Source organism: Dyella silvae (assembly GCF_026421305.1).
GTDB classification, from domain to species: Bacteria; Pseudomonadota; Gammaproteobacteria; order Xanthomonadales; family Rhodanobacteraceae; genus Dyella; species Dyella silvae.
Genome location: NZ_JAPJBQ010000014.1, coordinates 21,382 through 42,639 on the forward strand (window position 1 = coordinate 21,382; position 21,258 = coordinate 42,639).

General features: G+C 62.2%; 23 protein-coding genes and 1 other RNA gene. 10 read left to right on the forward strand and 14 right to left on the reverse strand.

The annotated features are described in order from the left end of the window. Window positions 1-359 precede the first annotated feature (359 nt). Window positions 360-1,157 carry an SDR family NAD(P)-dependent oxidoreductase gene (locus OQE56_RS19700; RefSeq protein WP_267226740.1) on the reverse strand — a complete coding sequence of 266 codons (798 nt, stop codon included), beginning with the start codon at window positions 1,155-1,157 and terminating at the stop codon, window positions 360-362. Window positions 1,158-1,272: 115 nt separating this feature from the next. Between OQE56_RS19700 and OQE56_RS19705 the strand changes: the two genes are divergently transcribed. Next, window positions 1,273-2,250, forward strand: coding sequence for a GlxA family transcriptional regulator (locus tag OQE56_RS19705; RefSeq protein WP_267226741.1), 978 nt, complete (start codon window positions 1,273-1,275; stop codon window positions 2,248-2,250). 10 nt (window positions 2,251-2,260) lie between these two features. Here the strand turns inward: OQE56_RS19705 and OQE56_RS19710 are convergent, their stop codons facing one another. The 3 genes from OQE56_RS19710 to OQE56_RS19720 are packed head-to-tail and all read right to left on the reverse strand — an operon-like array spanning window position 2,261 to window position 4,880. After that, window positions 2,261-3,568, reverse strand: coding sequence for a sensor histidine kinase (locus OQE56_RS19710; RefSeq protein WP_267226743.1), 1,308 nt, complete (start codon window positions 3,566-3,568; stop codon window positions 2,261-2,263). After that, window positions 3,565-4,305 carry a response regulator gene (locus tag OQE56_RS19715; RefSeq protein ID WP_267226745.1) on the reverse strand — a complete coding sequence of 247 codons (741 nt, stop codon included), beginning with the start codon at window positions 4,303-4,305 and terminating at the stop codon, window positions 3,565-3,567. Before OQE56_RS19715 ends, OQE56_RS19710 begins: the two co-directional genes overlap by 4 nt. A 29-nt stretch (window positions 4,306-4,334) precedes the next feature. Further along, window positions 4,335-4,880, reverse strand: a complete 546-nt coding sequence (locus OQE56_RS19720) for a redoxin domain-containing protein (RefSeq protein ID WP_267226746.1) — start codon at window positions 4,878-4,880, stop codon at window positions 4,335-4,337. Window positions 4,881-5,194: 314 nt separating this feature from the next. Here OQE56_RS19720 and OQE56_RS19725 point away from each other — a divergent pair, with 314 nt between their 5' ends. The 7 genes from OQE56_RS19725 (at window position 5,195) to OQE56_RS19755 (ending at window position 9,213) form a co-directional block, all read left to right on the forward strand. Then, the gene (locus OQE56_RS19725) at window positions 5,195-5,614 is read left to right on the forward strand and encodes an organic hydroperoxide resistance protein (RefSeq protein WP_267226747.1); all 420 of its coding nucleotides are present in this window, start codon (window positions 5,195-5,197) and stop codon (window positions 5,612-5,614) included. Between the two features lie 42 nt (window positions 5,615-5,656). Beyond that, on the forward strand, window positions 5,657-5,932 hold the full coding sequence (locus OQE56_RS19730) for a BufA1 family periplasmic bufferin-type metallophore (RefSeq protein ID WP_267226749.1): 276 nt from the start codon (window positions 5,657-5,659) through the stop codon (window positions 5,930-5,932). Further along, entirely contained in the window at window positions 5,929-6,405 is a 477-nt protein-coding gene (locus OQE56_RS19735; RefSeq protein WP_267226751.1) for a DoxX family protein, read from the forward strand. Before OQE56_RS19730 ends, OQE56_RS19735 begins: the two co-directional genes overlap by 4 nt. 51 nt (window positions 6,406-6,456) lie before the next feature. Continuing rightward, window positions 6,457-7,212, forward strand: coding sequence for an alpha/beta fold hydrolase (locus OQE56_RS19740; RefSeq protein WP_267226752.1), 756 nt, complete (start codon window positions 6,457-6,459; stop codon window positions 7,210-7,212). Window positions 7,213-7,269: 57 nt separating this feature from the next. After that, a complete protein-coding gene (bufA2, locus tag OQE56_RS19745; protein ID WP_267226753.1) occupies window positions 7,270-7,554 on the forward strand; it encodes a BufA2 family periplasmic bufferin-type metallophore in 285 nt (94 codons plus the stop codon). A gap of 61 nt (window positions 7,555-7,615) precedes the next feature. Next, window positions 7,616-8,461 carry an MNIO family bufferin maturase gene (bufB, locus tag OQE56_RS19750; protein ID WP_267226754.1) on the forward strand — a complete coding sequence of 282 codons (846 nt, stop codon included), beginning with the start codon at window positions 7,616-7,618 and terminating at the stop codon, window positions 8,459-8,461. Further along, window positions 8,458-9,213: an HvfC/BufC N-terminal domain-containing protein gene (locus tag OQE56_RS19755; protein WP_267226756.1), complete on the forward strand. Its 756-nt coding sequence runs from the start codon at window positions 8,458-8,460 to the stop codon at window positions 9,211-9,213. Before bufB ends, OQE56_RS19755 begins: the two co-directional genes overlap by 4 nt. Here OQE56_RS19755 and OQE56_RS19760 read toward each other — a convergent pair. The 10 genes from OQE56_RS19760 to OQE56_RS19805 form a co-directional block, all read right to left on the reverse strand. After that, window positions 9,173-10,441 carry an MFS transporter gene (locus OQE56_RS19760; protein WP_267226758.1) on the reverse strand — a complete coding sequence of 423 codons (1,269 nt, stop codon included), beginning with the start codon at window positions 10,439-10,441 and terminating at the stop codon, window positions 9,173-9,175. The genes OQE56_RS19755 and OQE56_RS19760 overlap by 41 nt on opposite strands. 110 nt (window positions 10,442-10,551) lie before the next feature. Continuing rightward, the gene (locus OQE56_RS19765) at window positions 10,552-10,785 is read right to left on the reverse strand and encodes a tautomerase family protein (protein ID WP_267226759.1); all 234 of its coding nucleotides are present in this window, start codon (window positions 10,783-10,785) and stop codon (window positions 10,552-10,554) included. Window positions 10,786-10,836: 51 nt separating this feature from the next. Then, window positions 10,837-11,547: an SDR family NAD(P)-dependent oxidoreductase gene (locus OQE56_RS19770; RefSeq protein ID WP_267226761.1), complete on the reverse strand. Its 711-nt coding sequence runs from the start codon at window positions 11,545-11,547 to the stop codon at window positions 10,837-10,839. A gap of 104 nt (window positions 11,548-11,651) precedes the next feature. After that, window positions 11,652-12,623: a LysR family transcriptional regulator gene (locus OQE56_RS19775; RefSeq protein ID WP_267226763.1), complete on the reverse strand. Its 972-nt coding sequence runs from the start codon at window positions 12,621-12,623 to the stop codon at window positions 11,652-11,654. 95 nt (window positions 12,624-12,718) lie between these two features. After that, window positions 12,719-12,794: non-coding RNA, sX9 sRNA (locus tag OQE56_RS19780), on the reverse strand. A gap of 61 nt (window positions 12,795-12,855) precedes the next feature. Then, on the reverse strand, window positions 12,856-14,046 hold the full coding sequence (locus OQE56_RS19785; RefSeq protein WP_267226765.1) for an acetyl-CoA C-acyltransferase: 1,191 nt from the start codon (window positions 14,044-14,046) through the stop codon (window positions 12,856-12,858). A 121-nt stretch (window positions 14,047-14,167) separates the two neighbouring features. Continuing rightward, window positions 14,168-14,761: a TetR/AcrR family transcriptional regulator gene (locus OQE56_RS19790; RefSeq protein ID WP_267226767.1), complete on the reverse strand. Its 594-nt coding sequence runs from the start codon at window positions 14,759-14,761 to the stop codon at window positions 14,168-14,170. Between the two features lie 12 nt (window positions 14,762-14,773). Further along, window positions 14,774-16,234 carry an efflux transporter outer membrane subunit gene (locus tag OQE56_RS19795; protein WP_267226768.1) on the reverse strand — a complete coding sequence of 487 codons (1,461 nt, stop codon included), beginning with the start codon at window positions 16,232-16,234 and terminating at the stop codon, window positions 14,774-14,776. Then, the gene (locus OQE56_RS19800; protein WP_267226770.1) at window positions 16,224-17,762 is read right to left on the reverse strand and encodes a DHA2 family efflux MFS transporter permease subunit; all 1,539 of its coding nucleotides are present in this window, start codon (window positions 17,760-17,762) and stop codon (window positions 16,224-16,226) included. The genes OQE56_RS19795 and OQE56_RS19800 overlap by 11 nt, the downstream gene beginning before the upstream one ends. Further along, on the reverse strand, window positions 17,759-18,823 hold the full coding sequence (locus OQE56_RS19805) for an HlyD family secretion protein (RefSeq protein ID WP_267226771.1): 1,065 nt from the start codon (window positions 18,821-18,823) through the stop codon (window positions 17,759-17,761). The genes OQE56_RS19800 and OQE56_RS19805 overlap by 4 nt, the downstream gene beginning before the upstream one ends. A 379-nt stretch (window positions 18,824-19,202) precedes the next feature. Here OQE56_RS19805 and OQE56_RS19810 point away from each other — a divergent pair, with 379 nt between their 5' ends. Together OQE56_RS19810 and OQE56_RS19815 are read left to right on the forward strand one after the other, a co-directional pair. Next, a complete protein-coding gene (locus tag OQE56_RS19810; protein ID WP_267226773.1) occupies window positions 19,203-20,360 on the forward strand; it encodes a Dyp-type peroxidase in 1,158 nt (385 codons plus the stop codon). After that, window positions 20,353-21,159 carry a family 1 encapsulin nanocompartment shell protein gene (locus OQE56_RS19815; protein WP_267226775.1) on the forward strand — a complete coding sequence of 269 codons (807 nt, stop codon included), beginning with the start codon at window positions 20,353-20,355 and terminating at the stop codon, window positions 21,157-21,159. The genes OQE56_RS19810 and OQE56_RS19815 overlap by 8 nt, the downstream gene beginning before the upstream one ends. Window positions 21,160-21,258 lie beyond the last annotated feature (99 nt).

The window sequence follows — 21,258 nt, forward strand, 5'->3', positions numbered from 1 at the left end:
GCGAGTCTCTCAACGAGAAATCACGATGGCCGGCCCCGTGCAAACGCTGGACGCGCGAAGCCAGGACACGCATGCGATGCCTCTCTCCCCCGCCCCCTGAGGCCACCAGTGGTAGCTTCCGGATAGCCTAGATTCGCGCCGATGGTCGCGGAAGCCCCCCCCTACTTGGGTGGGGGTGGCGGAAGGATGTGATGAGTGCAGCGCCGAAAGCCGGCGCTGACCACCATCACTCGATGATAAATACCTGTTTTTAAACGGATCGACGCGCCCTTTCCTGAATTTGCAGCCCCTATGCGGTCGGGTACTTAAGAACACGGACTATGGCGCTGCCCGCGCTCGCGGACAGCGCGCGATGCCGACTATCCCACCAGGTAGCGTGCGGCGGGCTCCGACCGAGAGAGATTGGGTAGCAGCTTCTCTCGCGAGTCTTCGTACGAACGCCAGTCCGCTGCGTCTGGCAAGGCGGGAACGGTGAAGACTTCACCCTGATCAAATCCTGCGAGCGCGGCGTCCACCATGTTCTCTGCGGACATGACAATGGCCGAAGGCAAGTCACTCACCGGGCGGCCCGCCACATCCCAAAACTCGGTAGCGGTGGCACCTGGCAGCACGGCTTGCACGCGCAGGCCGCGCTCTGCCAGTTCGTGATGCAACGAGCGCGTGAACGCCAGCACATACGCTTTGCTTCCGCCGTACACACCGTTGAGCAGCTCCGGGGCCACCGCCACGACGGATGCGATGTTGATGACGGCGCTGCCACCGCGCTCGATCATGCCGGGGACCGCCGCATAGGTAAGCCGGGTCAGCGCGGTGACGTTGAGCGAAATGATGTCACTCATGCGCTCCACGTCGCCTTCAAGCAAGGGCGACACCGAGGCGACGCCCGCGTTGTTGACCAGCATGGAAATGCTGCGATCGGTGCGCAGCAGCTTTTCCACCTCGGCCAACTCAGCCGGGTTGTTCAAATCGGCGGGAAAGGTCTGGATGGTGCGTCCCGTAGCGTCGGCAAGGCGGCGTGCGAGTTCGCCAAGGCGCTCGCGGTTGCGCGCTACCAGAATCAGGTCATAACCACGGCGCGCCAGCCGGTCGGCGTATACCGCACCAATGCCGGTGGATGCGCCCGTAATCAGGGCGGTGCCCTTGCTAAAGCTGCTCATATCGATTGCTCCCGCATACCGGCGGAATGCCGGCGTCTGGCGGTAGTTGTATGTCCGGCGAGTTTGGACTTAAATGTCATGTATGCCACCTTTTATGCCATCTTCGGAGGCGGCCATGCAGCGCATAGGTTTTGTGGTCTACCCGGGCTTTCAGGCGATGAGCCTGGCGGCCACGTCGGCCTTTGAGTTCGCCAACCTCACGGTGGGGCAAGCCCGTTACGACGTTTGCCATCTGTCTGAAAACGGCGGACAGATTCCCAGTTCGTTCGGCATGACCATCGACACCGAAGCCTTCGATCGGCAGCCGTTCGATACGCTGATGGTGGGCGGTGGCGTAGGCATCCCGCCATCCACGCCGCGTTTGCTGAATTTCATTCGCGAAGCGCCCGCATCGTCGCGGCGTGTCGCAGCCATCTGCACTGGCGCCTTCCTGCTTGCCGAAGCGGGTTTGCTCGACCAACGCCGCGCCACCACCCACTGGCTGCTCGCGCAGCAATTCAAGAAGCTCTACCCCAGGGTGAAGGTGGAAGAAGACCGCATCTTCATCATCGATGGCCAGCTATGGACGTCCGCCGGTATGAGCGCGGGCATCGATCTCGCGCTCGCCATGGTCGAGAAGGATCTGGGCGCCGATGTTGCGCACTCGGTGGCGCAGAAGCTGGTCGTTTATCACCGCCGCTCGGGCGGCCAGTCGCAGTTTTCAGCTCTGCTTGAGCTGGAGCCCAAATCGGATCGCATCCAGAGCGCGCTGGCCTACGCCAAAAGCCATCTGCGCGCCGCCCTCACCGTCGAGGAACTGGCGTCGGCGGCGAATCTCAGCCCGCGGCAGTTCAGTCGTGCGTTCACTGCCGAAACCGGTCAGTCACCCGCCAAAGCCGTGGAACATCTGCGTGTGGAAGCGGCACGCCTGATGATGGAGCAGACCCGCCACCCCATCGAAGTCGTCGCCCGGGAAGTCGGCTTTGCAGATCGCGAACGCATGCGCCGCGCCTTCCTCCGTGCGTTCGGGCAACCGCCGCAGGCGATGCGGCGCAGGGCATCCCAAGGACAGGATGACGAGCTGACCGAAAGCGAGACGCCGCACGCCGCCTGACGAGAGCCGGTTACGGCAAAACGATGGTCGCCATGAGACCACCGCCTTCGCGATTGGCCAGGGTCAGTTCCCCGCCGATGGAACGCGTCAACTGCGCGGCAATCGCAAGGCCGAGGCCTGCGCCGCCGGTATCGCGGTTTCGCGATGCCTCCAGCCGGTAGAACGGTTGCAGCACCTGCTCCAGTTCACCTTCGGGAATGCCCGGCCCGCGGTCGGAGACGCCGATGCACAAGGCGCCCCGGGTATCCCGCCAGGCGCTGACTTCGGCTGCACCGCCATACTTGATTGCGTTGTCGATCAGGTTGCCAAGCACGCGCTTCAGCGCCTGCTGGCGAAGCATGGCGGTGCCACTGACGGTGGCTGACAGCGATACCGGGCGGCCGACATCCTGATAGTCGAACACCATGCTTTCCAGCAGTGCAGCAACGTCGACGCGCACCGGTGTCTCTGCGCCGCCGTGCGCGCTGCGCGCATAGGCAACGCCTTCGCGCACGAGGTGTTCCATCGCCTTCAGGTCACCGAGAATCTTCTGACGCTCCTCGCCCTCGTCGAGCGATTCAGCGCGAAGACGCATGCGCGTGATCGGTGTCTGCAGATCATGGGAAATTGACGCCAGGATATGCAGGCGTTCTTTCAGGTGACGTCCGATGCGCTCCTGCATGGTGTTGAAGGCCACCGCGGCCTGAGCGACTTCGGTGGGGCCTTCCTCGCTCATTCGCGGCCCATCCACCGTCGGCGTCATCGCTTCGGCCGCCTCGGCGAGACGGGTCAGTGGCCGGGTTGCCAGCCGCACCGCCAGCCAGGCGCTCAGCAACAGCAGCAGTACCTGCAGCACGAGCACAAACGGCAGCCAGCGGGCGATGGGCGTCAGGCGGGGCGTGATCTCCAGCGTCAGCGGCGTGCCGTCGTGCAGGGTGAAATGCACCTGGTAGCGTTCCGGCTGAATGGAGATGGCGTCGGCATGCACGTGGAAATCAGGGCCGACTTCTTTCTCGATCCGGTGCGTCACCTCGCGCGAGCGTTCCGAGATCAAGGGCGTGCCCGCTTGTCCCGGGCCAAGCAGGTAGCGGTAGTTGTCACGCTGCAACCGACCCAGCCAGCTTGCGCGTTCTGCGGCGGGCAATCGATCGAGCACGGCCACCGACGTGCCTACATCGTGCTCCACGGTATTGAGCATCACCGCCGTGGTGCTTTCATAACGCTCGTACAGCACCAACGCGAGCGAAAGCCCCTGCGCCAGCATGAGGCCGGCAAGGATGATCAAATAAAGACGTGACGCCATGCTGCGCGGCAGCCAACGCGATACCCCACGGCTCATGTCGGGGTTCCGTGCACGGTGACTGGCATGGAGAACACGTAACCCTCGCTGCGTACCGTCTTGATATACGACTGTTCTTTCGCCCCGTCGCCCAGGCGCGTGCGCAGGCGACTCACCAGCAGGTCGATGGAGCGGTCAAACAACTCCGCATCGCGGCCCTGGGTCAGGTTGAGCAGCTGATCTCTCGACAGTACGCGCTGCGGATGATCCAGAAACACCCGCAGCAGACGAAACTCGGCGCCGCTCAGCGCGACGATGGTGCCGTCTTCGTCCATCAGATGACGTGCCGTGGTATTGAGGCGCCAGCGGCCAAACGAGATGGTGTCGCTGGTCTCGGTCACGCGCAGGTTGGGCGGCAACATGTGCGTGCGGCGGATCACGGCCTTGATGCGGGCCAGCAGTTCGCGCGGCGAGAACGGCTTTACCACATAGTCGTCCGCACCCATTTCCAGACCGATGATGCGATCGGTTTCATCATCGCGCGCCGTCAGCAGCAGGATCGGCATGGCGCGATGCTTACCACCCCGCAACGTGCGGCAAAGCACGAGACCATCATCGCCCGGCATCATGATGTCGAGCACCACGAGATCGAAGGCGGACGCCTCGAGCTGAGCAAACATGTCGCGGCCATCCACCGCCGCACTGGCGCGCAATCCATTCTTGCGCAGGTAATCGACCACACCCGTGCGGATATCGTGGTCGTCATCGACGACGAGAATGTTCTCAACATGATCCATGCGCTTATTCCTGGCCTTGCGTTGACGCGTTAGGGTGCCTGTTCCAGCAACTGGCGAACCTGCGACTCGGTTTCATCGTAGTTGCCTTCGCCAAAATGGCTGTATACCAGACGGCCGTTGCGATCGATCAGATAGATGGCCGGCCAGTATTGGTTACGGTAGGCATTCCAGATGCGGTAATCATTATCCACCGCCACCGGCCAGTCGATCTGGAACTGGCGCATGGCCTTCTGCAGGCTGGCCACGTCCCGCTCTTCGTCATACTCCGGCGTGTGCACGCCTACCACCACCAGCCCATCCTTGGCGTACTTGTCATACAGCGCCTTGGTATGCGGCAGCACGTGGATGCAGTTGATGCACTCCCGCGCCCAGAACTCGACCAGCACCACCTTGCCGTGCAGGCCGTCGATCGTCAGAGGTGGCGAATTGAGCCAACGGGTGGCACCGGCGAGGTGAGGTGCCGGCGCTGGCGTCGTCACCTCCTTGGCGTTAACCCCGCTCCAGGCGCCCGGCCAGGAAGCCGCCAGCGCGCCAGCTATGACGACCGCAGCCGCCATCGTCCGCAAAGAAATCATGGTTCTTGCCTCGTGAGATAGGGGCGGTACCACAACGCACCGCACTGAAGTGTATGAAGCGCTCCTCACTTGTCCCGGGCGTGTCCGCGCCATCGGCTTTTTGTATCTGTTTGTACAAACGCCATGCCCCCCGCTGGCGACGGTGGATGGGTGTCTTTGTATCGGAACGTATCCCACCCCGCCATCTACACATTGCGATGCCTTTTGATGCCTGCGGCGACACACACGGGATACGCCACGACGGTTTCCTATGCACACCGGCCAGCACCTCGTCACCGCATCGGTACGAATGGCCCAACTCAGAGGAAACCACCATGTCTCAGAACAACACCATTCTCTACACGGGCAAGACCCACACCACCGGCGGCCGCAACGGCGCATCGCGCAGCAGCGACAACCGCCTGGACATCAAGCTCTCTGTACCGGGCTCCGACGGCGCCGGCACCAACCCTGAGCAGTTGCTTGCTGCGGGCTGGTCTGCCTGCTTCATCGGCGCCATGCAGAAGGCGGCCCAGGCCGTGGGCGCCCGCTTCCCGGCCGATGCCTCCGTCGATACAGAAATCGATCTGGGCAATACGCCGGAGAAGGGCTACTTCCTCCAGGCCCGTCTCAACGTGAGCCTGCCCGGACTGGATCGCGCCGTGGCCGAGACGCTGGTCGATCTCGCCCATAAGACCTGCCCCTACTCCAAGGCGACGCGCGGAAACATCGACGTTGTCATCACCGTTGTCTGAGCCGCGCTCACGACAAGCCCCCACTTATTCGAGGAAACCATCATGAAGAGCACCCGCGCGGCATTGGCCGCCACCTTCGCACTTAGCCTTGCCTGCTTCGCTGCCGCCGGCCACGCCGAGGACGCCAAGAAGCCCATGGAGAAATGCTATGGCGTTGCACAGGCCGGCAAGAACGATTGCGCCGCCGGCCCGGGCACGACCTGCGCCGGCACCGCCAAGGCCGACTTCCAGGGCAATGCCTGGGTACTGGTCGACAAGGGCACCTGCACGACCATCAAGACGCCCAAGGGCCACGGCACGCTTGAGGCCAAGTCGTGATCACGTCGTCCGAAGCGAGCGCTGCGTCAATTCCGGTGGCGGTCAGACCAGCCACCGGCGGGTTGACTCGCCTGGTTCCGGAATCCCTGCTACTGCTCGTCGCGCGACTGGGCATCGCGGCAGTGTTCTTCCAGTCGGGCCGCACCAAGGTGGAAGGCTTGCTGACGATCAAATCGTCGACTTACCAGCTATTCGCCAGTGAGTATGCGTTGCCGCTGATTCCATCGGACATCGCCGCACGTCTGGCCACGGGCGCGGAACACCTCTTTCCCGTGCTGCTGGTACTCGGGCTGTTCACCCGACTGTCTGCCTTCGCCTTGCTAGGCATGACCACGGTCATCGAGATCTTCGTCTATCCGGATGCATGGCCGACGCACCTGAGCTGGGCCGGTCTGTTGCTGCCGCTCGTGGTTCGCGGCGGTGGCACGTGGTCTCTCGACTACTTCCGCCGCAACAGGTTGCTGCAGCGCTGACCGCTGCAACGCCCCACCCTCTCCATCGACATCACCCCATCAGGAAACATCATGCGAAAGCCATTGAGTTTATTGCTGCTCGCGCTGGCATCGACCGCCCCCGCGTTTGCCGCTGACGCCGTACCCGAAGGCGTCAAGAACATCGTCATCGTCCCCGGCGCCTTCGTCGACGGTTCGGGCTGGCACGTCGTACACGACATCCTTATCCACAAGGGTTATTCCGTACACGTCGTGCAGCCACGCATCGACACGCTGAGCAACGATGTTGAAGCCGTCGAGCGGCAGCTGCGCAAAGAAAGCGGCCCCACCCTGCTGGTAGGCAGTGACTACGGCGGCGCCGTGATCACCGAGGCTGGCGTTCGCGACAAGGTGAAAGGCCTCGTCTATGTGGCCGCCGTCGCCCCGAGCAAGGGCGAAAGCGTCAACATTCTTCTCAACTCCATGCCCGAACCCAGCAACGACATTCAGGCGTCCTGGGATGGCTTCAGCTACGTCAACGAGAAGAATTTTGGCGCAGACCTCGGCGCTGACCTGACCACCAACCGCACCAACTTCCTGGCCATTTCACAGGTGCCCGGAACGACCGCCGCGCTTGCCGCCGTTACCGAGGCCGCTGCCTGGAAGAACAAGCCGAGCTGGGCCGTGGTCGCGACCGAAGACCACTTCTACAGCCCCGATCTCCAGCGCTCGATGTATCAGCGTGCCGGTTCCAAAGTCACCGAGATCAAGGGCAGCCACCTCGTCTACATGTCGCAGCCGGAACAGGTTGCACAAGTGATCGAGAACGCGGCGAAAAGCCTGAAGTAACGCCGCACCATTCCACCCCGTTCAAACCAAAACCCCACACGTACAGGAAAACCACTCATGACCACTATCGCCACCAAGTCCCGCAGCAGCTTCGCCGCCGCAGCCGCCGTCGTTGCCCTCGCTCTCGCCTCGCTCAACGGCGCTGCGCACGCCGCCGACCAGTCGACGCAGAAAGAACAGGTGACCCGCTGCTATGGCGTCAACACCTGCAAGGGCGAAAGCCTCTGCGCGACCGCCAAGCACGACTGCAAGGGCCTCAATGATTGCAAGGGCCAGGGCGTCGTCGTCAAGACGCCGAGCGCCTGCGTCGCCGCCGGCGGCACGCTGACCGAGCCGAAGTGATCGCCTGGCTGGACCCGCACCGTGCGGGTCCAGCGCCATTCCCTTGCCCAGGAGTACCGCCATGTCCGTCTCGCTCCCCACTTTTTCCGGTTATGGGCTCGGCCTGCGCCGAGAGCATTACCGCGACTTTCTTGAAACCGATGTGCCTGTCGATTTCGTGGAAGTGATCTCCGAGAACTTCATGGTCGATGGCGGCCAGCCCCTGGATATTTTGCGCCGCGTGCGCGAGCGCCATCCGGTCGCGCTTCACGGCGTGTCGATGTCCATTGGCTCGGCGGATGGATTGAAGCCGGCGTATCTGCGCCGCCTCCGCACGCTGGTCGATCGCATCGACCCCTTGTTTGTATCGGACCATCTGAGCTGGTCGCGCTTCGCACACTTCAATTCGCACGACCTGCTGCCCCTGCCCTACACCGAGGAAACGCTGGTCGTCGTCTGCCGCAACATTCAGGCCGCTCAGGAGGCCATCGGCAGGCCGATGCTGTTTGAGAATCCGTCGAGTTACGTCACCTTCTCCGCGTCCACCATGACGGAGTGGGAGTTCCTCAACGAAATGACCCGGCGCACGGGCTGCGGCCTGTTGCTCGACATCAACAATATTTTCGTCAGCGCCCAAAACCATGGTTGGGACGCGGACGCCTACTTGCGCGGCATCCCCTCTGAGCGCGTGCGCCAGATCCACCTCGCAGGCCACGCCAAGGGCGAAGACATGCTGATCGACACGCATGACCAGCCGGTGGGCATGGACGTGTGGGCGCTGTATGCAAAGGCCGCGTCCATGCTTGGCCCCGTAGCCACCATGATCGAACGCGACGATGCCATTCCGCCGCTTTCCGACTTGCTGGACGAACTCAACATTGCCCGCCAGCTACGGCAACGCAATTACCCGCTGCAGGAGGCCGCATGATGCTCGCCGACATGCAACGGGATTTTCAGCAGTGGCTGGTCAACGCAGATGACGGCGCGCCGCTTCAACGCCAACTCGCCTCATCGCTGGGGCTTGCGGCTTACCAGAACAACTATCGCTCCCAACTGGTGAGCGTGCTCAGGGCCAGCTACCCACAGCTTCTGAGCAGGATGGGTGATGAAGCCTTTCTTTCGGCCGCTGTCCATCACATAGACCATCATCCGCCGTCGTCTTGGACATTGGACGACTATGGCATGGACTTCCGCCAGACCCTGCGCGTCATGTACCCGCACAACCCGGATCTCGAAGAACTGGCCTGGATCGAATGGGCCCTTTCGGAATCCTTCGTGGCGCCGGACGCGACCGGCATCGCCATCCATGAACTTGGCGACGTCGACTGGGACCATGCGCGTCTTCGCCTCACACCAAGCTTTCGCCAGCAACTGATCACCACCAACGTCGTCGACGTATGGTCAGCGTTGCAGGAACAGGATGAGCCTGTGGAAGCGGAGATGCTTGATGCACAGGCCGGCGTGATTGTCTGGCGCCGCGCGTTTTCATCACTCCTGCGGAAGGCCGACCCGATCGAACACCTTGCCTTGCTGTCGCTACTTTACGATGGCAGCTTCAACGCCATGTGCGATGTCGTCGTGGAACACCTTGGTGAAACGGATGGCGTTTCCCGTGCCGGCAGCTTGCTGGCTGACTGGATCAACTCTGGCATCGTGGTAGCGGTGGACGTCGGTGATTGAGCCACGCGCACAGCATCAATAAACCTGCCGTTACAAGGAACACGGCATGCAAGCCCACCCAGGCACCGATTAGCCCGCCGATCAGCGGCCCTATCACTTGCCCGGCAAATTGCGCTGATTGCAGGTAGCCCAAGGCCTTTCCGGCCTTACTTTCGTCCACTACGTGTCGCAAGCGCTTGGTCACCGCAGGGAGCAGGCCGGCCATGGTCACCCCCATCAGCCCGCGCAACAGCGCGAGCTGCCACCATTGGGAGACGAAGGCTTGTGGAAGCATCATGGCGGCGGTCGCCAACAGGCTGCCGACGATCACCTTGTTACTGCCGATGCGATCGGCAAGCGCGCCTATACGCGCCGCCGTCAGCATGCTGCCGAAAGCGGAGATCGCCATGACCAGTCCTGCCACGCGTGCAAGGCGATCTCGGGGCACGCCAAGCTCGCCTATGTAGACCGTGATGATGGGCTCGATGGACATGTTCGCCAACAGCACCATCATCGCCGTGACCAGTAGCGTCAGCAGCAAGCCGCGATCGACTGATGCTGGCGCGCTGCCCGAGAAGGCATGCGTCTTGAAATCCAGGGTGGGGTCGAAATCCTCCCGGACGAACAGAATGGTGACTATCGCCGCCACGGCGATGACCGCGCCACCTGCGAAGAACGATCCGCGGATGCCGATGAGCCCCGGAAGAAAACCACCGACCAACGGCCCAATAAGCGCCCCTGAAAGTGCGCCGATGGACAAGACACCCAGGGCCCAGCCGGATTTCTCGCGCGGCACTTGCGTGCCAATCATGACGGTTGCGGCCGAAGCGTAACCACCCACCAGGCCTGCCACCAGCCGCAGCAACACAAGTTCGATCACGCTGTGCGCCGTGCCGATGAGCGACATCATCACCGCCATACCTATTGCCGCGCGCACCAACATGGGCTTTCGCCCGTACTTATCCGCCAAATGTCCCCATAGCGGTGAGGTAACGGCTGTACCAAGAAACGTCGCGCCGAACGCGATACCAGACCATTGCACGATAGCCGAGCTTGAACTGACGCCCAGTTGTTCCACATAGAGCGGCAGGAACGGCAACAACAGGGTCAGGCTCACCGCGGTGCTGAAGGACCCGAACACGCTGATCGCAAGGTTGCGCTTCCAGTACAAGGCATTGCGTTCTACGTAATCGGGGCGATCGTTCGCCCGGTTACTGGCATACGACTGCACGTTCACTGTCGCTGACATTTCTGCTACTCCAGGCGCGAACTACCCCGCCGATACCTCTGCAGGCGGCGTCGATGCTCGCGGTGTTATGAGGTTGGCGGTTACATGGCATCGCCACGCAACCGAACCCGCTACTTTTGACTCGATCGCTGTTTGCGCAGTTCGGGGACAGGCAGACCACCCCACCCCCAGTTCTCCAACTCCACTTCTTCAATGACGACGAACGTGGAGTCCAGCGGCTTGTGCAATACGTCGAGCAGCAGCTGGCTGACACCCTTGATCAGGGCGGCTTTTTCCTCAGCGGTGGCCGCACTGCGCCCCGGCCCCGATCCTTCACGGGTGATCTGGATGTTGACGATAGGCATGACGTTCTCCTCGAAGGAATGGGGTGAGCAAGACGCTCACCCCATTTCGTTTTAGTGGCCGGCGCTCTGGCCGCCGTCGACGTGCAGGATTTCGCCCGTCACGAACCCGGCGCCATCGAGATAAAGCACGGCGTCCACGATGTCGGAGATGTCGCCCATGCGACCCACCGGATGCAGCCCCGCCAGCGCACCATGCGTTTCCGGTGCATGCATCGGCGTCTTGATCACGCCCGGTGCGACTGCGTTGACGCGCACACCACGCTTGGCGTACTCGATGGCCAGCGACTTGGTAGCCGCATTCAGGCCACCCTTGGTGAGCGAGGCTAACACCGACGGCACACCATCGATCGCGTGATCGACCAGGCTGGTGGTGACACTGACGACGTGGCCGCTGCCCTGCTTTTCCATCTCCGCGATGGCGAGCTGGGTGATGTTGAAGAAGCCGGCGACATTCACCGAAAGGTTATTGGCGTAGTCTTCCGCGGTGTAAGCTGTGAAGGGCTTGGCCATGAAGATGCCGGCGTTGTTGACCAGCGTGTCGATACGGCCGAAGCGCGAAAGGGCTTCCTTGATGATGCGCTCTGCCACGGCGCGCTCTGCGATGTCGCCCGGTACGGTCAACACGTCGGGATCGCTGGACGCTTTGATGGAACGGGAGTTGGCGACAACGCGATAGTTACGGTCACGGAAGGCCTTTACCAGGCCTGCGCCGATACCCTGGGATGCGCCGGTAATGATGGCGACTTTCTGCTGGTTGCTCATGATCTGTCTCGCTCTTGATTGGAAGGTGGTTCAGCGTGTGCTGATCGGGCCTGTGGCGCCGACACCTCCAATTTAGGAGCGCAAGACAGCTGTGCGAATCCACGCTATCCGGCAGACATTCTTCCGCGGCGCGGAAGAATCGGCTTATCCGGCGGTGTTTCCGCCTCCTTCGCAAGGGCGGCAAAACGCGCGCGCAAACGCGGCACCGCAAAGTCGACAAAGGCGCGCACCTTGGGCACGGCCAACCGGCCATAGGGCGTCACGATATTCACTGGCAGAGGCGCCGGTTCCGCGTCAGGAAGAACGATTTGCAGCAAGCCCTGTTTGATTTCGGGTGCTACGTGGTAAGCGAGCAGTCGCGTCACGCCGTGGCCGTCCACCGCCGAAGCAATGGCGCCGCGCACGTTGTTCACCACGAGTCGCGGCGTGAACGGCACCGAACGAGGCACAGAGGAACCGTCCAATGGAGGAAAAGTCCACGAATCCTGTCCCAGATGCGCCATGGCGATGATCTGGTGTTTGCCAAGATCCGCGGGTTCTTTGATGCGCGGATGGGTGGCGAGATAGCGCGGCGACGCCACCAGGACGCGCCGCGATTCGCCGATGCGATGCGCAACGAGCGTCGAATCCGCCAGCGGCGTCACGCGCAAGGCCAGATCCATGCCTTCATCGATCAGGTTGACCGGCCGCTCCAACAAATAGAGCCGCACGTTCACCGTGGGATAGTCGTCCATGAAAGCATCCACGATGGGACGCAGGATCTCCACGCCCACAAACATGGTCGAGGTGATAGTCAGCGTGCCGCGCGGCACGGAGCGCTCGCCCGCTGCGTTGCGATCAGCCTCTTCCAGATCCGCCAGCACCTTGCGACAGGCAGCGGCGTAACGTTCGCCCGCTTCGCTCAGCTTGAGGGATCGCGTGGTCCGGTGCAGCAGCGGCACCCCGACATGCGCTTCAAGATAGGCGACCGCGCGGCTCACGGCGGCAGCGGAGCGCCCCGTCTTGCGACTGGCACCAGCCAGACTCCCTTCGTCCAATGCCGCGACGAAAACCTTCATGGCATCCAGGCGATCCATAACGCAAGCCTCAGCGGTCAGGGTGCGAAACCGGCACCTGCGACAAGTGTCCTACACTTTGCATGCGTCATGGTGTCGTCGACGGCGCTTAGAGTCGCTAACAAAGCGTAGCGAGCGGCCGTCAGGTGGGCGTGGGCGGCGCGCAGGAACCGGAGTGTACTGGTCGTACATGAGGATTCCGAGCACCGAACGCGCCCGCCTGATGGTCGCGCAGTAGTTTTGTTAGCGACTCTTAAGCGGGTATCTCCAGTGCGACGGCCGTGGCCTCTCCACCACCGATGCATAGCGAGGCGACGCCGCCTTGAACACCTGACCGCCGCATGGCATGAACCAGGGTCACCAACAGTCGGGCGCCCGTGGCGCCAATGGGATGGCCTAAGGCACACGCACCGCCATTGACGTTGATCTTCTCGCGAGGGATGCCGAGCTCTTTGGCGGCGATCATGGGAACCACCGCAAACGCCTCGTTGATTTCGAACAGGCCAACGCTTTCCGTGGACCACGCGAGTTTGGCGAGCAACTTCCTTATCGCGGGTACCGGTGCCGTCGTGTACCAGGCTGGATCATGCGAATGGGTGGCATGCCCTTTGACGACTGCCAGTATGGGCCAACCGGCTGCCTCGGCCTTCGAACGCCGCGTCAGTAACAACGCCGCGGCACCATCGGCATTCGCGGAAGCACTGGCGGCCGTGATGGTGCCCTGCTCGCGAAATGCCGGCTTCAAGGTCGGAATTTTTTCGGGGGATACTTTTTGGGGGTGTTCGTCGTCTTTCATGACGAGGGTCCCCGTCCGGTCTGTCAGCTCGACGGGCACGATCTCGTCGCTAAACGCCTGATCGCTGATCGCCGCCTTCGCCCGCTGCAACGTCTCGATCGCCCAGGCGTCTTGCGCTGCGCGATCAAACCCGTAGCGCTCCGCTGCCATTTCACCGAAATCGCCCATGGGGCGGCCCTTGTCGTACGCATCCTCCAGGCCGTCCAGCATCATGTGATCGAAAATCTGGTCGTGCCCAACCCGATATCCGCTCCTGGCCTTGGGCAACAGATATGGGGCGCCCGACATCGATTCCATGCCGCCAGCAACAATGACCTCTGCGGAACCTGCAGCAAGCAGGTCATGCGCCAACATCACCGCCTTCATGCCCGAACCGCAAACTTTATTGACCGTTGTCGCGCCGGTGTTGTCGGGCAACCCTGCACCGAGTGCAGCCTGGCGTGCCGGCGCCTGGCCCTGACCTGCCGGCAGCACACACCCCATCAGCACTTCATCGACAGACTCTGGCGCGGCGCCTGCGCGGGCAAGCGCCGCACGAATGGCGATGCTTCCCAACGAGTGACCAGAAAGCTGAGACAGTGCTCCCTGAAAACGGCCCAGGGGAGTACGAGCGGCGGAAACGATAACAACGGGATCATCAGCGAGCATGATCGCCTCCAGCGTAAGCAGTGGATGTGATTGAGTGGGTAACCTTAGGCTGCTTGGGGCAACCTTCGGCGGGCCAACCGACGGAACGATCAGCGTTCAAGCGACGGCTGGCACCTGGAAGTCACTTTCGTTTGGCGCTTTGAGCGACCGTCAGCATGGCCATCGCGGCTTTCTTGCCTGTATCCAGAATTCGGCGAGACAACGCATCGTCGGGTGTGGCACGCGCGAGCTGCATCGTGCCTGACATCAGGCTGTACAGCACCATGGCGCGATCGATGGCCGCTTCGTGGGAAAGATCAGGCCATTGCGTCGCCAGCAGCTCAAGGTACTGAGCAAGCCCATCGGTAAACGATTGGCGCACCTCATCGGTATGGCGGGCCACTTCGGCCGCCAGCGTGGCGGTGGGACATCCCGTGCCGGGGTTGTCGCGATGCGACACCGACAGGTAGCTGTCGATATGACCCTCAACACCACGCCCCGCATCAATGTGCTCCTGCACGGCCTTGAGGCGCTGACTGAGTCCGGCTGCGATTGCCTCTGCGATCAAATCTTCCTTGGACTCGAAGTGATTGTAGAACGCGCCATTGGTCAGCCCGGCATCCGCCATAAGCGCCTGCACGCCGGTACCGTCAAAACCTTTCTCGCGAAAGCTTCGCGCTGCGGTTTCAATGATGCGCTCGCGTGTCTCTTGCTTGTGGTTGCTTGAATATCTCATCGGGTGTTCCTCTCAATGTAACGATGCTACCGGTTCCGCGGAGGATTGCGGGGCATCCCAGCCACCGCCAAGGGCGCGAAACGCCGAAACGGCCGCTCGCGCTTCGTCGGTATGGGTGAGCGCAAGAAGATCGCGGGCCTCGAGCAGCTGGCGGTCTTCATCCAATACTTCGATCAAGCTGACGGCGCCGCCGGTATAGGCGTCTTGCGCGGCATCCCGCGCCTGGACATGCGCTGCCACTTCGTCCGTAAGCACGGCATGTCGCGCGTCGAGTTGCGTCAGGTTGACGACGGCATCTTCAACATCTTCCGTTGCCCGCAGTATCGAACCGCGATACTTCGCAAGCGCCTCCGCATTGGCGCCCTTGGCGCCCTTGACCTCGGCGTCTACCCGCCCGAAGTCGAACAGCCGCCAGTGCAAACCAAGCGCTGCAGCAGGCTGGAAGGCCGAGCTCGTGAACAGCTTCCCGGTGCTCAACGAACTGAAGCCAAGCAATGCGGAGAGTGAGAACGATGGGTAGTACTGCGACAGCGCCGCGCCGATCTGCGCATTGCTCGCCGCCAGCTCGCGCTCGGCGGCGATAACGTCCGGGCGGCGGCGAAACAGTGACGCTGGCCCCTCGGCCGTGTCGATAGCGGGAACCACGAACGCCCCGTTTTCAGGCGTAATCTCGGCAGCGTAAGTGCCGGGCGAAGCCCCCATCAAAACGTCGAGACGATTGAGTTGCGTCTCCAGTTCAATCTTCAGTGGTGGAACGGTGGCCTGAGCCTGCAGCAAGAGCGCTTCCGCCTGTGCTGTCTCGCGAGCTGTGCCCAGACCGTGCTCCTTGCGCAACCTCACCAGGTCGAGCAAGCCTTGTTCGTTGTGAATCTGATCCTCGGCAATGGCAATGCGGGCCTGAGCCCCACGCACCCTGAAGTACGCATCGGCCGCTTCGGCCGCCAATGACACGCGTACACCGGCGTGCGTCGCTTCAGCGGCCTGATACTCGGCATCGGCGGCTTCCGCCTGGCGACGCAGACCACCGGCGAGATCGAGTTCCCAGCTCGCGCCCGCGCCGATCTCTGCCAAGGTCTGGTTACGGTCATAGCCCGGGGAATGGCTGGCTATCTTGCCCAGCGGGCTGAGCACGGACTGATGCTCTCTGGTGATGCTCCCATCCAGTGAGCCTTGCGGCAGACGATCGGCCTGCGCGTGCTGGGCAGCGGCACGTGCCTGCTCCACGCGTGCGGCAGAGGCCGCCAGGTCGAGATTCTCCGCCATGACGCGATCCATGATGCGCACTAATTCCGGATCCTTGAATCCCGTCCACCAGGTATCCAATGGCACAGGCGCAGCTTCTGCTTGCGGCGTCAGGGTAGTTGTCTCGTGGAAGGTCCTGGGCGTCGGCAGCTGCGGCTTCACGTAGTCCGGTCCGACGGTGCAGCCGGCCATACCAAGGGTTAGCAAGGCAAAGAGAAGTTTAGTGCGCATCGGCGGAGGGTCCTGCTGGAGGTTGGACTTTGCGCATCAACGGAACCATGACCGTGGCGACCGCAAAGCAAAGCATGATGCTGAAGAAGGCGTCGCTGAACGTAAGCGTCAACGCCTCGCGATAGGTCAGTTGCCATAGCTGGTTAAGCGCGGCGACTGACGCCTCTGTGGTGCCGGAGAGGTCGGACCAGAGGCCGTTCATCGTTTCGTTCGCAGGCGTCAGGTGTTCGGCCATGCGGAAGAAGTGCAGATTGGTACGATCGTTGAGCACCGTCTCGCATCCCGCGATGCCCATGGCGCCACCGAGGTTGCGCATCAGGTTGAACAATCCCGACGCGAACTTGAGTCGTGCCGGCGGCAGGCTGCCAAGGGTCAGTGTCACCGTGGGCGCTACCGCCATCTGCTGAGCCATGCCGCGCAGCGCCTGGGGAAACAGCAGCTCACGGCCGCCCCAGTCATGCGTGATCGGCGTGAATTCGATCATCGACACGGTGAACAGCGCCAACCCGAGCATGAGGATCCAGCGCAAGTCGACGCGCGTGGCAAGGAAGGAATACAGCGGAATGGTCATGATCTGGAACACGCCGGTCGAGAACACGGCCTGTCCGATCTGGAGAGCGCTGTAGCCCTCTACTCTTCCGAGAAACAGCGGCGTCAGATAGATGGTGCCGAACAAGCCGATGCCGGTGACAAACGAGAAGAAGCAACCTAAGGCGAAGTTGCGATCTTTCAGCGCGCGCAGGTCAACCACAGGGTGCTCGGCGGTGAGTCCTCGCCATATAAACATCACGCCTGCAATTGCGCTGATCCAGGCCGTGGTACGAATGGTCGAATCTTCCAGCCAGTTCCACCGCGGCCCTTCTTCCAGCGTGTATTCGAGGCAGCCAAGGAACAGTGCAATCAGTGTGATGCCGGCCCAGTCGCCTTTCTTCAACAGATGGAGGTCGGGCTCATCGATCTTAACCAGCGCCGGCACCGCGAACGTCACGAACGTGCCAGGCAGCAGGTTGATGAAAAAGAGCCAGTGCCAGGAATAGTGGTCGGTAATCCATCCACCCAGCGTCGGCCCCAGCGTGGGCGCTACCGACGCGATGGCGCCAATGGTGGCCGCAGCAACCACGCGCTGCTTGCCATCGAAGAACACAAACGCGGTGGTGAACACCAGCGGGATCATCGAGCCGCCAAGGAACCCCTGGGCCGCGCGGAAAATAATGATGCTCTTGATGTCCCAGGCCACGCCGCAGAGCAGGCTCGTCACAGTGAAACCGGCGGCGGAAGCGGCGAATAGCCAGCGCGTCGAGAAGACGCGGCTCAACCATCCGGACAGGGGAATGACGACGATCTCGGCAATCAGATAAGCCGTCTGCACCCAGGCCGTGTCATCGGCACCCGCTGACAGGCCACCACCGATGTCGCGCAGCGACGCGGACACGATCTGGATGTCCAGCAGCGCGATGAACATACCGAGGCACATGCTGGCAAAAGCAAAGATCTTTTGCCCCGGGGTCAGGTGGGCGACCGGGCTCATGGCGCTTTCGTATTGATCTTGGCCGTCACCGAAAGACCCGGGCGGAGCACACCAAGGTCGCCATCGGTGCCATCCAGCGCCACGCGAACGGGCACGCGCTGGACGATCTTGGTGAAATTGCCCGTGGCATTTTCGGGAGGCAACACACTGAACTGCGATCCGGTCGCCGGAGCCAGGCTTGCCACGTGCCCCTTGAAGACACGATCTGGCATGACATCCGCGCGCACGTCGACTTCCTGACCCACGTGCATGCGCTTAAGTTGGTCTTCCTTGAAATTGGCGTCCACCCATAAGCCGTGGGCGGGCACTACCACCAGCATCTGGCTTCCCGCGGCCGCATACGCACCCACACGGGCGCGGCGATTGCCCACGGCACCGTCCACCGGTGCGCGCAGCTCCGTATAGGAAAGGTTGAGCCTGGCGATGTCCGCCTCCGCCTTGGCCTGCAGGAGTGCGGCTTGCACCTGATGCTTCTGCGTATCGATAACGCCGAGCTGCCGCTGCGCCGCTTGCACGGCCGCCATCGCACGATCGGTTGCAGCGGATGCCGTAGCGAAATCGGCTTCGGCGCGTTGGGCGCTCTCGATGGACACGGCGGCGCGGCCGGCCAGTTCGCGGTAGCGCGCATCGTCCAGCTTCGATCGCTTGGCTTCGGCGTTGGCGGCGCTCAGCGTCGCCTGTGCCTGGGAAACCACGGCCTCCTGCAAATGAGCCTGCGCATCCAGATTGCCAAGCGATGCCTGCTGCGCTTCGACGGCGGCATCGGCCCGGGCGACCGCAGCCTTGTAGTCGCGGTCGTCGATCTTGATCAACAAATCGCCCTGGCGCACCACCTGATTATCGACAACCGCCACCGACTGGATGTAACCGGGAACTTTCGACCCGATCACGGTGGTGTCACCGCCGACGTAGGCGTCATCGGTGTCTTCGACGAAGCGCCCCGAGTTCCACCAATGGAGCCCATAGACAGCAAGACCGACCCCGGCGACGAGGCCGACCAGGGGCTTGAGAACTCGCTTTTTGGATCGCTCAACGACGATCTGCTCAGCAACGGCGGACATGGCGGGTACGGTTCAGTAAGTTAGCTTACGATCATAATATTACGACATGTCACTAATGTCAAGGACCGTGAAAAGCAGGGGTCAGACCACGTCAGTCGTTCCCTACGGACGGACAGAACCAGGCGACAACACAGAGCGTCGGCCATGGAACAAACGGCGCGCCCCAAGTCACCGGCGGGCATAACGGATGGCCCTGACACGCAATCAACCTTCCGGTAGCAGTGACCCGATTCGTTGAGCTATCCCGCCAGAAATGCATCGGCATACACCGATGCCATCAACACCGACTTCATCGTCACGATTTTCTCGCGACAGGCTTGGCGTTGTGCTTCGTCGTCGTGCTCTTCACGCATGAGGGATGTGTGCAACGGTGCCCTGCGTGTCGACATGGGCTTATCGACGCATGGGCGAACGAGCTTTCGGAATCCACGGAACCGTGCCTAAACTACGTGAGACCATGAACGAGGGATCGCGCGTGCCTTCTGTAATTTCACAGCCGGTGACGGCAAAACTCACACCGGCCGCCATCTTTCTTGTCGTGACGCTGAAGCCTGAGCCTCAACATGCTCGCGCTGTCCGGGCGCTGTGTGGCGACCTTGCCGCGCTTTTGCGTGCTGTGGGATTCCGCGATCTCGAGGGCCGCCTGTCTTGCGTCATGGCGATTGGCTCGGATGCCTGGGACCGCGTATTCGAACAACCCAGACCGGCGGATTTGCATCCGTTCCGTGAAATCAAAGGCGTGCATCACGCCGTTTCCACGCCGGGCGACCTGCTCTTCCACATTCGCGCCACGCGGATGGATCTGTGCTTTGAGCTCGCCACGCAAATCATGGCGAAGCTCGGCGACGCCGTCGCTTCGTCGGATGAAGTGAAGGGCTTCAAGTATTTCGACGATCGCGATCTGATTGGCTTTGTCGATGGCACCGAGAACCCGGTGGACCAGGATGCACTCGACGCCACCCTTATCGGCGACGAAGACCCAGACTTTGCCGGTGGCAGCTACGTGATTGTGCAGAAGTATCTGCACAACATGCCGAGCTGGAACAAGGTGCCCGTCGAGGAGCAGGAGCGGATTGTCGGCAGGACCAAGCTGTCGGATATCGAGCTGGACGACGCGGTGAAACCGTCCTATGCGCACAACGCACTGACGAGCATCGTGGAGAACGGCGAGGAACTGGAGATCGTTCGCGCCAACATGCCCTTTGGCGATACTGGCAAAGGCGAGTTCGGCACGTATTTCATCGGCTATGCCCGATCGCCGCACCGCATAGAGCAGATGCTCATCAATATGTTCGTCGGGCGCCCCCCGGGCAATTACGACCGGCTGCTCGATCACAGCAGGCCCGTCACCGGCACCCTGTTCTTTGTGCCGTCGGCGACGTTTCTGGCAAACGTTTCAGTGGAAGACATCGCACCACCGGGAGTCAGCCTGTCATCGGACGGACCTGCAGCGGTGACAGCATCCGAATCTCGCAAGCCGTCCTCCGATGGTTCGCTCGGCATCGGTTCGCTCAAAGGAGAGTCAGCACATGAATAACCTTCACCGGAAACTTGCGCCGATCTCCGAAAAGGCGTGGGCACTTATCGAGGAAGAAGCCTCCCGCACGCTCAAGCGCCATATGGCCGCGCGCCGCGTGGTGGATGTAGTCGGCCCCACAGGCACCGACTGCGGCGCGATAGGCACGGGTCATCTGCGCCCCATTGAACATCCCGGCGACGGCGTCCAGGCCGCACAGCACGAGGTGAAGCCGCTCGTGCAGCTTCGTGTGCCGTTCGATCTGTCACGGCAGGCCATCGACTCGGTGGAGCGCGGCGCCAACGATCCGGATCTGCAACCGCTGAAAGACGCTGCCCGGAAACTGGCGCTTGCGGAAGATCACGCCGTCTTTGAAGGTTACGCCCCGGCAGGGATACAAGGTGTCCGGCAAGGCACCAGCAACCCGGTGATGTCGCTTCCCTCCGACGTGGATAACTATCCCGCGGCGGTGGCGCAGGCCGTGAGCCAGTTGCGCCGCGCAGGTGTCAACGGACCGTACACGCTGTTGCTCGGCGAGAAGGCCTACACCTCGGTCAGCGGCGCCACGGAGGATGGATATCCCGTGCTGCGGGATATCCAGCATCTGGTCGATGGCGAGATCGTATGGGCGCCGGCCATCCAAGGCGGCATGGTGCTCAGCACGCGCGGCGGCGACTTTGCGCTGCATCTGGGCCAGGACATTTCCATTGGCTATCTGAGCCATACCGATACCGACGTCCGGCTTTATCTGCAGGAGACCTTCACCTTCCTGCTGCTCACCACCGAGGCGTCCGTGGTGCTGGAGTCCTCCGGCGCCTGATCGCCGGGCATTCACTCTCCGATACGGCCAGCCACCCAGGGTCTCCCGTGGCTGGCGTTTTCGCCGCAGCTTCTTGCGCAGCCCCAATGCATGAGCGAC

Bases quoted from the DNA above. Each gene is read 5' to 3' on its own strand.
- OQE56_RS19700 (WP_267226740.1), bottom strand. From the start codon at position 1,157: ATGAGCAGCTTTAGCAAGGGCACCGCCCTGATTACGGGCGCATCCACC.
- OQE56_RS19705 (WP_267226741.1), top strand. From the start codon at position 1,273: ATGCAGCGCATAGGTTTTGTGGTCTACCCGGGCTTTCAGGCGATGAGC.
- OQE56_RS19710 (WP_267226743.1), bottom strand. From the start codon at position 3,568: ATGAGCCGTGGGGTATCGCGTTGGCTGCCGCGCAGCATGGCGTCACGT.
- OQE56_RS19715 (WP_267226745.1), bottom strand. From the start codon at position 4,305: ATGGATCATGTTGAGAACATTCTCGTCGTCGATGACGACCACGATATC.
- OQE56_RS19720 (WP_267226746.1), bottom strand. From the start codon at position 4,880: ATGATTTCTTTGCGGACGATGGCGGCTGCGGTCGTCATAGCTGGCGCG.
- OQE56_RS19725 (WP_267226747.1), top strand. From the start codon at position 5,195: ATGTCTCAGAACAACACCATTCTCTACACGGGCAAGACCCACACCACC.
- OQE56_RS19730 (WP_267226749.1), top strand. From the start codon at position 5,657: ATGAAGAGCACCCGCGCGGCATTGGCCGCCACCTTCGCACTTAGCCTT.
- OQE56_RS19740 (WP_267226752.1), top strand. From the start codon at position 6,457: ATGCGAAAGCCATTGAGTTTATTGCTGCTCGCGCTGGCATCGACCGCC.
- bufA2 (WP_267226753.1), top strand. From the start codon at position 7,270: ATGACCACTATCGCCACCAAGTCCCGCAGCAGCTTCGCCGCCGCAGCC.
- bufB (WP_267226754.1), top strand. From the start codon at position 7,616: ATGTCCGTCTCGCTCCCCACTTTTTCCGGTTATGGGCTCGGCCTGCGC.
- OQE56_RS19755 (WP_267226756.1), top strand. From the start codon at position 8,458: ATGATGCTCGCCGACATGCAACGGGATTTTCAGCAGTGGCTGGTCAAC.
- OQE56_RS19760 (WP_267226758.1), bottom strand. From the start codon at position 10,441: ATGTCAGCGACAGTGAACGTGCAGTCGTATGCCAGTAACCGGGCGAAC.
- OQE56_RS19765 (WP_267226759.1), bottom strand. From the start codon at position 10,785: ATGCCTATCGTCAACATCCAGATCACCCGTGAAGGATCGGGGCCGGGG.
- OQE56_RS19770 (WP_267226761.1), bottom strand. From the start codon at position 11,547: ATGAGCAACCAGCAGAAAGTCGCCATCATTACCGGCGCATCCCAGGGT.
- OQE56_RS19775 (WP_267226763.1), bottom strand. From the start codon at position 12,623: ATGGATCGCCTGGATGCCATGAAGGTTTTCGTCGCGGCATTGGACGAA.
- OQE56_RS19785 (WP_267226765.1), bottom strand. From the start codon at position 14,046: ATGCTCGCTGATGATCCCGTTGTTATCGTTTCCGCCGCTCGTACTCCC.
- OQE56_RS19790 (WP_267226767.1), bottom strand. From the start codon at position 14,761: ATGAGATATTCAAGCAACCACAAGCAAGAGACACGCGAGCGCATCATT.
- OQE56_RS19795 (WP_267226768.1), bottom strand. From the start codon at position 16,234: ATGCGCACTAAACTTCTCTTTGCCTTGCTAACCCTTGGTATGGCCGGC.
- OQE56_RS19800 (WP_267226770.1), bottom strand. From the start codon at position 17,762: ATGAGCCCGGTCGCCCACCTGACCCCGGGGCAAAAGATCTTTGCTTTT.
- OQE56_RS19805 (WP_267226771.1), bottom strand. From the start codon at position 18,823: ATGTCCGCCGTTGCTGAGCAGATCGTCGTTGAGCGATCCAAAAAGCGA.
- OQE56_RS19815 (WP_267226775.1), top strand. From the start codon at position 20,353: ATGAATAACCTTCACCGGAAACTTGCGCCGATCTCCGAAAAGGCGTGG.